Source organism: Streptomyces sp. NPDC029526 (assembly GCF_040637405.1).
GTDB lineage: Bacteria > Actinomycetota > Actinomycetes > Streptomycetales > Streptomycetaceae > Streptomyces.
The window spans coordinates 933,900-945,889 of record NZ_JBEZWE010000001.1 but is presented as its reverse complement, the minus strand read 5'-3'; the positions used below and the strand labels follow the sequence as shown (position 1 = coordinate 945,889).

Genomic DNA, 11,990 nt, shown 5'->3' with positions numbered 1-11,990 from the left:
CGGCTCCGTTGGTGGCACGATGGTCCTGGCGGGGTGCGCGGGGTCGCGCGTCCCGGGCCGGGAGTGTGCGGACCGATCGAGGGTGTGATCAGTTGTGGCCATTTCACTGTCAGTGGTGCTGCTGTTGGCAATCATCCTTGTGGTGCTGATGAGAGGCGGCTCCATCAAGGCGGGCCCCGCGATCGTGGCGATCCTCTTCGGCTTCTTCCTCGCCTCGACCGGTATGGCCCCGTCCATCAACCGGTTCCTCAACTCGATAGCGGAGACGATCAACTCCATCAGCTTCTGACCGGGTGCCCCGGCGAGGTACGCCCCGCAGGTGACGGGCGGCACGACGGTCAGTGAGGGACGGGCACCCGCGGGCCTCCGGCGACGGGCGCCCTGCCGGGCCCCCGGACCTCCGGGTGCGGGGCGGCCTCCTGGGGAGACGGGCGGCAGCGGCGGTCCCGGCCGCGGCCCTCGGCCTCCGGCCCCCGCCGCCCTCCCCGTCCCTTACCTCAGAGGTCATCGACACGGGAAGCGCCGGCCCGGCACGCTCGGCCGTACACAGCCGACCGAACCGGAAGGACCCGGCCCATGCCCGCCTACGTCATAGCCCGTCTCCAGGAGGCCGCCCCGCACCCGGAGATCGCCGCGTACATCGAGCGCATCCCGGCGACCTTCGAGCCCTACGGCGGACGCTTCCTCGTGCACGGCACCGCGCACGAGGTGAAGGAGGGCGCCTGGCCCGGCCACGTGGTCATGATCGGCTTCCCCGGCCCCGCCGAGGCCCGCGCCTGGTGGGACTCGCCCGCCTACCGCGAGATCGCCCCGCTGCGCGCCCGCCACATCGACGGCGACATCATCCTGGTCGAGGGCGTCCCCGACGACTACGACCCGGCAGCCACCGCACGCGCCCTTCGCGCCTCCCCGCCCGCCGGACGAACGACCGCACCCGTCACGGAGACGCCGAGGGGGTGACGGGAACGCGTCCGCCGACGGGAATCGCATCCGCACCGGCGGGAACCGTGCCCGCGCAGACGGGAACCGCATTCGCACAGCCGAGGAAGAACGAAGACCGGACCTCAAGGGGCACACGGGCACCCCAGGGGCACGGCGGCCCCCTGATCGTCCCCCCGAAAGCAGCCAGGGCCAGGTCGGAGGAATGACCCTCCGCCTGGCCCTGAGCCGTACCGAGCGGGCGACGGGAATCGAACCCGCGTAGCCAGTTTGGAAGACTGGGGCTCTACCATTGAGCTACGCCCGCACACGCGTGCCGCAGGCCGGGTGGCCGACGGCGCTGACAGGCATCGTAGCGGGTCGGAGGCGTTCGCCGCACACCCCCGCCCCCGCCGGCGTCCCGCCGCACCGCGCCCGGGAAATGCCGAGGCCGGAACGCGCGGGGCCATGTACCCTACTCGTCGCACCAGACGGGGTGTGGCGCAGCTTGGTAGCGCGTCCGCTTTGGGAGCGGAAGGCCGTGGGTTCAAATCCCGCCACCCCGACCAGTCACCGGATCGTCCACCGATGATCGCCTTTGGGCGCCGTAGTCGCTGCCGTTAGTATCAAGCTGCACGCCCGTGTCTCTCAGCTCTCCGAGCGTCTGATGAAGTCCTCCGGGCGACGCATCGGCCGTGCCGTTCTGGTACCGGCGGAAACCAAGAAGTCAGCCACAAGGAGACCGAACCGTGAAGAGCGCCGTGGAGACCCTGAACCCGACCCGGGTTCGGCTCACTGTCGAGGTGCCCTTCGAGGAGCTCAAGGACAGCCTCGACGCGGCGTACAAGAAGATCAACCAGCAGGTCACGGTGAAGGGCTTCCGCAAGGGCAAGGTCCCGGCCCGGGTCATCGACCAGCGGTTCGGCCGTGGTGCGGTCCTGGAGGAGGCCGTCAACGACGCCCTCCCGAAGTTCTACACCGACGCGGTCAACGAGGCCGAGCTGAACCCGCTGGGCCAGCCCGAGGTCGACATCACGGAGCTGAAGGACGGCGAGACGCTGAACTTCACCGCCGAGGTCGACATCCGCCCCGCCATCGAGATCCCGGACTACTCCGGCATCGAGGTCGAGGTCGACGCCGTCGAGGTCACCGAGGAGGACGTCGACCAGTCGGTCGAGCAGCTGCGTGAGCGCTTCGCCTCCACCACCCCGGTCGAGCGCGCCGCCGGTGACGGCGACGTCGTCACCATCGACCTGAAGGCCAAGGTCGACGGCGAGGTGCTGGAGGACGGTGTCGCCGACGGCGTCTCCTACACCATCGGCTCCGGTGAACTGCTGGACGGCATCGACGACGCCGTGAAGGGCCTGTCCGCGGGTGAGGAGGCCACCTTCACCTCCGAGCTGAAGGGCGGCACCGGCGCCGGCAAGGAGGCCGAGGTCACCGTCAAGGTCACCCAGGTCGCCGCGCGCGAACTGCCCGAGCTGGACGACGATTTCGCGCAGCTCGCCTCCGAGTTCGACACGCTCGAGGAGATGCGCGCGGACAGCCGCAAGCGCCTCGAGAACATGAAGCAGTTCGACCAGGCCACGCAGGCCCAGGAGCGCGTCCTGGAGAAGCTGCTCGAACTGGTCGAGGTGCCCGTCCCCGAGAAGCTGCTCGAGGACGAGATCAACACCCGCAAGCACAACCTCGAGCACCACCAGCTCGGTCAGATGGGCCTCGACCTCGCGAAGTACCTGGAGATCCAGGGCAAGACCGAGGAGGAGTTCGAGACCGAGACCCGCGAAGCCGCGATCAAGGGCATCAAGACCCAGTTCGTGCTGGACGAGCTCGTCAAGCAGGAGAAGCTGAACGTCAACCAGGAGGAGCTCACCGAGCACCTCATGCGGCGGGCCGCCTCCTCCGGCATGTCCCCCGACCAGTTCGCTCAGGCGGTCGTCGAGGGCGGTCAGGTTCCGCTCCTGGTCGGCGAGGTCGCCCGCGGCAAGGCCCTGGCCGTCGTGGTCGAGAAGGCCACCGTCAAGGACACCAACGGCGAGGTCGTCGACCTGGACGACGACGAGGACGAGGCCGGCGAGACCGTCGAGGCTGCCGAAGCCGCCGAGGCCACGGAGTCCGCCGAGGTGGCCGAGTCCGCCGAGGAGAAGAAGTCCGAGGGCTGAGCCGTACGGCACCCTCGTGAGTGACGGACGGGCCCCGGGCACCCAGCGTGCCCGGGGCCCGTCCGCTCCCCGGAGCAGGACCCGGAGCATGACCCCGAGCGTAGAACCGGAGTCAGGCCCGCACCGCCCCCGGGGGCACCCGCCGACGCCCGCACGGCCCGCGGCCCGGTCGCGCCGCCCCGTTGCCGCCCCGCTGCCGCCGCGCGCGGGAGCCCGGCCGCCCGTGCCCGGCCTCCCGCGCGACTGCCCGTGCCCGACTCCCGCGCCCTGCACCCGTGCCTGGTCGGCCCGTGAGAAGTACGCCCCCGGCGAACACTCCCGTTACCGGGATTCCCCGGCGAGGCCACCGCGTTAGGGTCCTTGAATACCAGGGCAGGTGAGTCACCGAAACGGCCCCAGCCCCGCAGGGAAACGTGAGACGGCCCGGCGCCGTCGTAAGACGAGCAGGTGGATACGTGACGAATCTGATGCCCTCAGCCGCCGGAGAGCCTTCCATCGGTGGTGGCCTCGGCGACCAGGTCTACAACCGGCTGCTGGGCGAGCGGATCATCTTCCTCGGCCAGCCGGTCGACGACGACATCGCCAACAAGATCACCGCACAGCTGCTGCTCCTTGCCTCCGACCCGGACAAGGACATCTACCTGTACATCAACAGCCCCGGCGGCTCGATCACGGCCGGCATGGCGATCTACGACACCATGCAGTACATCAAGAACGACGTGGTGACGATCGCGATGGGCCTCGCGGCCTCGATGGGTCAGTTCCTGCTCAGCGCGGGCACCCCCGGCAAGCGCTTCGCGCTGCCCAATGCCGAGATCCTGATCCACCAGCCCTCCGCCGGTCTCGCCGGTTCGGCCTCGGACATCAAGATCCACGCCGAGCGGCTGCTGCACACCAAGAAGCGCATGGCCGAGCTCACGGCCCAGCACACCGGTCAGACGGTCGAGCAGATCACCCGCGACTCCGACCGCGACCGCTGGTTCGACGCCTTCGAGGCCAAGGAGTACGGCCTCATCGACGACGTGATCGCCACGGCCGCCGGCATGCCGGGCGGCGGCGGCACCGGGGCCTGACCGGCCCCACGGGGCCCGCCCGCCCCGTGGGCCCCACCGGCTCGCCCTCACCGGTGACCGGTGCGGCCCCAGAAGCCCCAGCCGACCGCCTAAGCCCCTTTCAGGAGAAACCGTGAACGACTTCCCCGGCCGCGGCCTGTACGACCGCATGTCCGCGCAGGACATGAGCGCCTCCCAGGCCCGGTACACCGGCCCGCAGGCCGAGTCCCGCTACGTCATCCCGCGCTTCGTCGAGCGCACCTCGCAGGGCATCCGCGAGTACGACCCGTACGCGAAGCTCTTCGAGGAGCGGGTGATCTTCCTCGGCGTCCAGATCGACGACGCCTCCGCCAACGACGTCATGGCGCAGCTGCTGTGCCTGGAGTCGATGGACCCCGACCGTGACATCTCGGTCTACATCAACAGCCCCGGCGGCTCGTTCACCGCGCTGACGGCGATCTACGACACCATGCAGTACGTGAAGCCGGACATCCAGACGGTGTGCATGGGCCAGGCCGCCTCCGCCGCCGCCGTCCTGCTCGCCGCCGGCACGCCCGGCAAGCGGATGGCCCTGCCGAACGCCCGCGTGCTGATCCACCAGCCGTACAGCGAGACCGGCCGCGGTCAGGTCTCGGACCTGGAGATCGCCGCCAACGAGATCCTGCGGATGCGGACCCAGCTGGAGGAGATGCTCGCCAAGCACTCCACCCGCCCGCTGGAGAAGATCCGCGAGGACATCGAGCGCGACAAGATCCTCACGGCCGAGGACGCGCTGGAGTACGGCCTGATCGACCAGATCATCACCACCCGCAAGTTGGACAACTCCAGCCTGCGCTGACGCGGGCGGGGCGTGACATCTGCCGCCCCTTGGCACGGTTTGACCCGGTCCACGTCACAGCGAACCGTGCCAAGGGGGGCCCGGACGGGGGGCCCGGCAAGGTACCGTCGGACATAAGGCAGCACCAGGAGCCGCTGGACGTTGACGTCCAGTCGTCTCCCAGGCGAAGGGGAAGCACACCGTGGCACGCATCGGTGACGGCGGCGATCTGCTCAAGTGCTCGTTCTGCGGCAAGAGCCAGAAGCAGGTCAAGAAGCTCATCGCAGGGCCCGGTGTGTACATCTGCGACGAGTGCATCGACCTCTGCAACGAGATCATCGAGGAGGAGCTGGCCGAGACCAGCGAGGTCCGCTGGGAGGAGCTTCCCAAGCCCCGCGAGATCTACGAGTTCCTCGAGGGGTACGTGGTCGGCCAGGAGGCGGCCAAGAAGGCCCTCTCCGTCGCGGTGTACAACCACTACAAGCGGGTCCAGGCCGGCGAGAACGGCGGCGCGCAGGGCCGCGAGGACGCCATCGAGCTGGCGAAGTCCAACATCCTCCTGCTGGGCCCCACGGGCTCCGGCAAGACCCTGCTGGCGCAGACGCTCGCCCGCATGCTGAACGTCCCCTTCGCGATCGCCGACGCCACGGCGCTCACCGAGGCCGGGTACGTGGGCGAGGACGTCGAGAACATCCTGCTGAAGCTGATCCAGGCGGCCGACTACGACGTCAAGAAGGCCGAGACCGGGATCATCTACATCGACGAGATCGACAAGGTCGCGCGGAAGAGTGAAAATCCCTCGATCACGCGCGACGTCTCCGGCGAGGGCGTCCAGCAGGCCCTGCTGAAGATCCTGGAGGGCACCACGGCCTCCGTCCCGCCGCAGGGCGGGCGCAAGCACCCGCACCAGGAGTTCATCCAGATCGACACGACGAACGTGCTGTTCATCGTGGGCGGCGCCTTCGCGGGCCTGGAGAAGATCATCGAGGGCCGGGCGGGAGCCAAGGGCATCGGCTTCGGCGCGACGATCCGCTCCAAGCGGGAGCTGGAGAGCAAGGACCAGTTCGAGCAGGTCATGCCGGAGGACCTGGTCAAGTTCGGCATGATCCCCGAGTTCATCGGCCGGCTCCCGGTCCTCACCTCGGTCCACAACCTCGACCGCGAGGCCCTGCTGCAGATCCTCGTCGAGCCGCGCAACGCGCTCGTCAAGCAGTACCAGCGGCTGTTCGAACTCGACGGTGTGGAGCTGGACTTCGAGCGTGAGGCGCTGGAGGCCATCGCCGACCAGGCCATCCTCCGGCAGACCGGCGCGCGCGGTCTGCGCGCCATCATGGAGGAGGTCCTCCAGGGCGTGATGTACGAGGTGCCGTCCCGCAAGGACGTCGCCCGGGTCGTCATCACCGCCGACGTGGTCCTCTCCAACGTCAACCCGACGCTCATCCCGCGCGACGCGCGGGGCCGCGGGCCCGGGGAGCAGAAGACGGCGTAGCCGCCGAGCAGACAGGCGGAGGGGCCCCGGTCGACGACCGGGGCCCCTCCGCCTGTCCTGCCGTGCAGGATCACGCCTTCTCGCGGACCTCCGCGCGCAGCTGGGTGGTGATGTCCACCGCGGTGTCCTTGTCGACGCCCGTGCCGGAGTTGTCGCCGGGCGAGACCATCGCGACGGTGCTGTAGTCGGCCCACGCGCAGAACCAGTCGGTCGACTTCTTCTTGGTGAGCGCGTTGTCGGCCCTGGTGGACTGGCACTTGGCGACCGCGCCGTCGATCTCGATCTCCTCGGGGTCGCCGATCAGCTCGACGTTCTGCATGCCGCCGGGAGAGCCCTTGGCGTTGTCCTTGACCTGCTTCTGGATGTTGGCGAAGAAACGGTCCAGCACCTGCTGCGGGTCGTTGATCTTCCCGTAACCGCCCGCCATGGTGACGCCCTTGGCGGTCAGCAGCTCCGCGGTGCTCGGGAAGTCACCGGCGGTGCTGGGGTCCGCCGGGTCGTAGTCGCCGAAGTCGGCGGTCGACCACTGCCCGATGACGGCGGTGCCGTCCTCGACGCCGCTCTTGGCCATGTCGTCGACCATGTCCGAGTCGCTGTTCTCGGTCCCGTCGCCGAAGCGCTGGTACTCGCTGAGCACCGTCTTCGGCGTGGTGAGCTTGTGCGGCCCGTCGTCCTCCAGCCCGCCGCCCGCGCCGCCGCCCCCGCCTATGACGAAGTAGGCGCCCACACCGATCGCGGCGACCACCGCGACCGCGCCGATGATGATGCCGGCCTTCTTGGCGCCCCCGCCCGCCGGCGGCTGGGGAGGCATGCCGTACGGCGCCTGACCGTACGGCGGCTGCTGGCCGTACGGGGGCTGCTGGGGCGGGACACCGGGCTGCCCGGGCTGCTGCGGGTAGCCGTAGCCCGGCTGGGGCGCCTGCTGGGGGTAGCCGTAGCCGGGCTGCGGAGCCTGCGGCTGCTGGCCGTAGGGACCCGGCTGACCGTACGGACCGGGCTGCTGGGGCTGCCCGCCGTACGGGCCCGGCTGGTTGTAGCTCATCTTCTGGGTTCCCCTCCAGATACTTACGTGTCGCTCACATCCTGACCCAGGAGGAAACCCTTCGGACCGGCGGGGGGCGCACCGTTACAAAGGAATCGGGTTTCGGGACTGGGCCGTGACACCCGTAAACTCATGCCCGTGACCGAGAACACTCAGCAGCCAGCATCAGCGCCCACCACCGAACTGCCGACCCAGTACGCGCCGGCCGACGTAGAGGGGCCGCTGTACGAGCGCTGGGTGGAGCGCGGTTACTTCGAGGCCGACGCCAAGAGCGACAAGCCGCCCTTCACCGTCGTCATCCCCCCGCCGAACGTCACCGGCAGCCTGCACCTGGGGCACGCCTTCGAGCACACGCTCATCGACGCCCTGACCCGCCGCAAGCGCATGCAGGGCCACGAGACGCTGTGGCAGCCCGGCATGGACCACGCCGGCATCGCCACACAGAACGTCGTCGAGCGGGAGCTGGCCAAGGAGGGCAAGTCCCGGCACGACCTGGGCCGTGAGGCGTTCGTCGAGCGGGTCTGGCAGTGGAAGGCCGAGTCCGGAGGCCAGATCTCCGGCCAGATGCGCCGCCTCGGCGACGGCGTCGCCTGGTCGCGCGAGCGCTTCACCATGGACGAGGGCCTGTCGAAGGCCGTCCAGACCATCTTCAAGCGGCTCTACGACGACGAGCTGATCTACCGCGCCGAGCGCATCATCAACTGGTGCCCGCGCTGCCTCACCGCGATCTCCGACATCGAGGTCAACTACCAGGACGACGACGGCGAGCTCGTCTCCATGAAGTACGGCGAGGGGGACGACACCATCGTCGTCGCCACCACCCGCGCGGAGACGATGCTCGGTGACACGGCCGTCGCCGTCCACCCCGACGACGAGCGCTACAAGCACCTGGTCGGCAAGCTGATCAAGCTGCCGCTGACCGATCGTTCGATCCCGGTCGTCGCGGACGAGCACGTCGACCCCGAGTTCGGCACCGGCGCGGTCAAGGTGACGCCCGCCCACGACCCGAACGACTTCGAGATCGGCCAGCGGCACGGCCTGCCCGCCATCACCGTCATGGACGAGCACGCGGTCATCACCGCGCACGGCCCCTTCCAGGGCCAGGACCGGCTGGAGGCCCGTTCCGCCATCGTCGCCGCGCTGCGCGCCGAGGGCCGGATCGTCGCCGAGAAGCGTCCCTACTCGCACTCCGTCGGCCACTGCTCGCGCTGCCGGACCACCATCGAGCCGCGGCTGTCCATGCAGTGGTGGGTCAAGGTCGGCCCGCTCGCCAAGGCGGCCGGGGACGCCGTCCGCGACGGCCGGGTGAAGATCCACCCGCAGGAGATGGAGAAGCGGTACTTCGACTGGGTCGACAACCTGCACGACTGGTGCATCTCGCGCCAGCTGTGGTGGGGCCACCGCATCCCGGTCTGGTACGGGCCGGACGGCGAGGTCGTCTGCGTCGGACCGGACGACGAGGCGCCCACCGGCGAGGGCTGGCACCAGGACACCGACGTCCTCGACACCTGGTTCTCCTCCGGGCTGTGGCCGTTCTCCACCCTCGGCTGGCCCGAACAGACCGAGTCGCTGGCGAAGTTCTACCCGAACTCCGTCCTGGTCACCGGCTACGACATCCTCTTCTTCTGGGTCGCCCGGATGATGATGTTCGGCCTGTACGCGATGGACGGCACCCCGCCGTTCCACACCATCGCCCTGCACGGCATGGTCCGCGACCAGTTCGGCAAGAAGATGTCGAAGTCCTTCGGCAACGCGGTCAACCCGCTCGACTGGATGGACAAGTACGGCTCGGACGCGCTGCGCTTCACGCTCGCCCGCGGCGCCAACCCGGGTGTCGACGTGCCGATCGGCGAGGACTGGGTCCAGGGCTCGCGCAACTTCGCCAACAAGATCTGGAACGCGACCCGGTTCGCCCTGATGAACGGCGCGACCGTCGAGGGCCCGCTGCCGGACGCCTCGGCGATGTCGCCGACGGACCGCTGGATCCTGTCCCGGCTGAACTCGGTCGTCGCCGAAGTCGACGCGTACTACGAGGACTTCCAGTTCGCCAAGCTGTCGGACGCGCTGTTCCACTTCGCCTGGGACGAGGTGTTCGACTGGTACGTCGAGCTGTCCAAGACCACCTTCCAGGCGGGCGGCGAGGCCGCCGAGGTCAGCAAGCGGGTCCTGGGCGAGGTCCTCGACGTCACGCTCCGGCTGCTGCACCCGGTCGTCCCCTTCGTCACCGAGACGCTGTGGACCACGCTGACCGGGGGCGAGTCGGTCGTCATCGCCGACTGGCCCACCGACAGCGGCTTCCGGGACGCGGACGCCGAGCGCGAGATCGCCACGCTCCAGTCGGTGATCACCGAGGTCCGCCGCTTCCGCGCCGACCAGGGCCTGCAGCCCGGCCAGCGGGTCCCGGCCCGGCTCACCCTCGACGGCACCACGCTGGCCCGGCACGAGGCGGCCATCCGCCAGCTGCTGCGGCTCCAGCCGGAGGGCGAGGCGTTCACCGCCACGGCGACCCTGCCGGTCGGCGGCGCGGAGGTCGCGCTGGACCTGTCCGGCACGATCGACGTGGCCGCCGAGCGCAAGCGGCTCGCCAAGGACCTCGCCGCCGCGCAGAAGGAGCGCCAGCAGGCGCAGGCCAAGCTGGGCAACGAGGCGTTCCTGGCCAAGGCGCCCGACCACGTCGTGGACAAGATCCGCACCCGCCTCGCCAAGGCGGAGGAGGACATCGTCCGCATCGACAACCAGCTGGCCAAGCTGCCCGAGAGCTGACCTACGGGCACGGGCCGGGGAGCGCTTCGGCCTCCCCGGCGGCACGGCACACACGGGCCCGGCGCACACGCGCCGGGCCTGTCCCCGTCCGTGCGCCGGGCCCGTCTCTGTCCGTCCTAGGGGAACTGGCCCCGCACGGCCTCCGGGCCGGTCCCGGCACGGCCTCCGGCGTCCGCCGGAGCCTTCGCCGCGTCCGCCGGCGGCCCTTCCGTAGACTGGCCCCCGTGAGCGACCTCCCCCCGAACAGCGACGCCGGCGAGCCCGACCCCCTCGACTCCTTCGAGGAAATCATCGAGGCCGAGACCAGCCGCGACCCCGACCTCGCGGTGATCGAGGCCGGCAGCCGCACCCTGCGCACCCAGGGCGGACCGCCCGAGGCCGACGTGCCCGCACGGCCGGCCGACCCGGAGGTCGACAAGGCGCTCCGCGAGGTCGAGGCCGAGCTGGCCACCCGCTGGGGCGAGACCAAGCTGGAGCCGTCGGTCGACCGGATCGCCGCGCTGATGGACGTCCTGGGCGAGCCGCAGCGCGCGTACCCGTCGATCCACATCACCGGCACCAACGGCAAGACCTCCACCGCCCGCATGGTCGAGGCCCTGTTCGGCGCCTTCGAACTGCGCACCGGCCGCTACACCTCGCCCCACGTGCAGTCGGTCACCGAGCGCATCAGCCTCGACGGGGCGCCGATCTCCGCCGAGCGGTTCGTGGAGACGTACCGCGACATCGCGCCCTACGTCGAGATGACCGACGCCCGGCAGGAGTACCGGCTGTCCTTCTTCGAGGTGCTGACCGGCATGGCGTACGCCGCCTTCGCCGACGCGCCGGTGGACGTCGCCGTCGTCGAGGTCGGCATGGGCGGCACCTGGGACGCGACCAATGTCATCGACGCGGACGTCGCCGTCGTCACGCCGATAGACCTCGACCACACCGACCGCCTCGGCGGCACGCCCGCCGAGATCGCCGGCGAGAAGGCCGGGATCATCAAGCCCGGTGCCACGGTGATCATGGCGCAGCAGCCGGTGGACGCGGCGCAGGTGCTGCTGAAGAAGGCCGTGGAGGCGGACGCCACCGTGGCCCGCGAGGGCCTGGAGTTCGGGGTGGTGTCCCGGCAGATCGCGGTCGGCGGGCAGTTGCTGACGCTGCGCGGTCTGGGCGGTGAGTACCCCGAGGTGTACCTGCCGCTGCACGGTGCCCACCAGGCGCACAACGCGGCCGTGGCGCTCGCCGCCGTGGAGGCGTTCTTCGGCGTGGGTGCCCAGCGTGCCGAGCCGCTCGACCTCGACACGGTGCGCAAGGCGTTCGCCGCGGTGGCCTCGCCCGGCCGTCTGGAGGTCGTGCGCCGCTCGCCGACCGTGGTGCTGGACGCCGCCCACAACCCGGCGGGCGCGCGGGCCGCGGCCGCCGCGGTGGGGGAGGCGTTCCAGTTCACCCGGCTCATCGGGGTCGTGGGCGCCAGCGGCGACAAGAACGTGCGCGGGCTGCTGGAGGCGTTCGAGCCGGTCTTCGCCGAGGTCGTCGTCACCCAGAACTCCACCCACCGCGCGATGGACGCCGACGCCCTGGCCGCGGTCGCGGTGGAGGTGTTCGGCGAGGACCGGGTCCAGGTGGAACCGCGGCTGCCGGACGCTCTGGAGTCGGCGATCACACTGGCCGAGGAGGAGGGTGAGTTCGCCGGCGGCGGCGTCCTCGTCACCGGTTCCGTCATCACGGTCGGCGAGGCCCGGCTGCTCCTGGGGAAGGGCTGAGA

9 protein-coding genes and 2 tRNA genes are annotated in these 11,990 nt (G+C 70.3%); 9 read left to right on the top strand and 2 right to left on the bottom strand.

All coding sequences use genetic code 11. From position 1 onward, the window contains the following. Nucleotides 1-94: 94 nt before the first annotated feature. Nucleotides 95-289: a hypothetical protein gene (locus AB0F01_RS04315; RefSeq protein WP_362089755.1), complete on the top strand. Its 195-nt coding sequence runs from the start codon at nucleotides 95-97 to the stop codon at nucleotides 287-289. Between the two features lie 287 nt (nucleotides 290-576). Then, nucleotides 577-960: a DUF1330 domain-containing protein gene (locus AB0F01_RS04310; protein WP_362089754.1), complete on the top strand. Its 384-nt coding sequence runs from the start codon at nucleotides 577-579 to the stop codon at nucleotides 958-960. 215 nt (nucleotides 961-1,175) lie between these two features. Here the strand turns inward: AB0F01_RS04310 and AB0F01_RS04305 are convergent. Further along, a tRNA-Gly gene (locus AB0F01_RS04305) sits at nucleotides 1,176-1,246 on the bottom strand. A 164-nt stretch (nucleotides 1,247-1,410) separates the two neighbouring features. On the opposite strand from AB0F01_RS04305, the gene AB0F01_RS04300 reads away from it, so the two are divergent. The 5 genes from AB0F01_RS04300 to clpX all read left to right on the top strand — a co-directional run bounded on the left by AB0F01_RS04300 (nucleotide 1,411) and on the right by clpX (nucleotide 6,438). Then, a tRNA-Pro gene (locus AB0F01_RS04300) sits at nucleotides 1,411-1,487 on the top strand. Between the two features lie 180 nt (nucleotides 1,488-1,667). Then, the gene (gene tig, locus AB0F01_RS04295) at nucleotides 1,668-3,080 is read left to right on the top strand and encodes a trigger factor (RefSeq protein WP_362089752.1); all 1,413 of its coding nucleotides are present in this window, start codon (nucleotides 1,668-1,670) and stop codon (nucleotides 3,078-3,080) included. Nucleotides 3,081-3,547: 467 nt separating this feature from the next. After that, entirely contained in the window at nucleotides 3,548-4,153 is a 606-nt protein-coding gene (locus AB0F01_RS04290; RefSeq protein ID WP_030858107.1) for an ATP-dependent Clp protease proteolytic subunit, read from the top strand. 112 nt (nucleotides 4,154-4,265) lie between these two features. Beyond that, nucleotides 4,266-4,970 (top strand): ATP-dependent Clp protease proteolytic subunit, encoded by a 705-nt coding sequence (locus AB0F01_RS04285; RefSeq protein WP_362089750.1) that lies wholly within the window; start codon nucleotides 4,266-4,268, stop codon nucleotides 4,968-4,970. Nucleotides 4,971-5,151: 181 nt separating this feature from the next. Further along, nucleotides 5,152-6,438 carry an ATP-dependent Clp protease ATP-binding subunit ClpX gene (clpX, locus tag AB0F01_RS04280; RefSeq protein WP_362089748.1) on the top strand — a complete coding sequence of 429 codons (1,287 nt, stop codon included), beginning with the start codon at nucleotides 5,152-5,154 and terminating at the stop codon, nucleotides 6,436-6,438. Nucleotides 6,439-6,508: 70 nt separating this feature from the next. Here clpX and AB0F01_RS04275 read toward each other — a convergent pair whose 3' ends face one another. Beyond that, nucleotides 6,509-7,480: a hypothetical protein gene (locus AB0F01_RS04275; RefSeq protein ID WP_362089746.1), complete on the bottom strand. Its 972-nt coding sequence runs from the start codon at nucleotides 7,478-7,480 to the stop codon at nucleotides 6,509-6,511. A gap of 138 nt (nucleotides 7,481-7,618) precedes the next feature. On the opposite strand from AB0F01_RS04275, the gene AB0F01_RS04270 reads away from it, so the two are divergent. Further along, the gene (locus AB0F01_RS04270; RefSeq protein ID WP_362089744.1) at nucleotides 7,619-10,243 is read left to right on the top strand and encodes a valine--tRNA ligase; all 2,625 of its coding nucleotides are present in this window, start codon (nucleotides 7,619-7,621) and stop codon (nucleotides 10,241-10,243) included. Between the two features lie 224 nt (nucleotides 10,244-10,467). Further along, entirely contained in the window at nucleotides 10,468-11,988 is a 1,521-nt protein-coding gene (locus AB0F01_RS04265; protein WP_362089742.1) for a folylpolyglutamate synthase/dihydrofolate synthase family protein, read from the top strand. The last annotated feature ends 2 nt before the right edge of the window (nucleotides 11,989-11,990 follow it).

What these genes read in the sequence shown, in the direction of transcription:
- AB0F01_RS04310 (WP_362089754.1), top strand. Translation starts at nt 577, where the DNA reads ATGCCCGCCTACGTCATAGCCCGTCTCCAGGAGGCCGCCCCGCACCCG.
- AB0F01_RS04290 (WP_030858107.1), top strand. Translation starts at nt 3,548, where the DNA reads ATGCCCTCAGCCGCCGGAGAGCCTTCCATCGGTGGTGGCCTCGGCGAC.
- AB0F01_RS04275 (WP_362089746.1), bottom strand. Translation starts at nt 7,480, where the DNA reads ATGAGCTACAACCAGCCGGGCCCGTACGGCGGGCAGCCCCAGCAGCCC.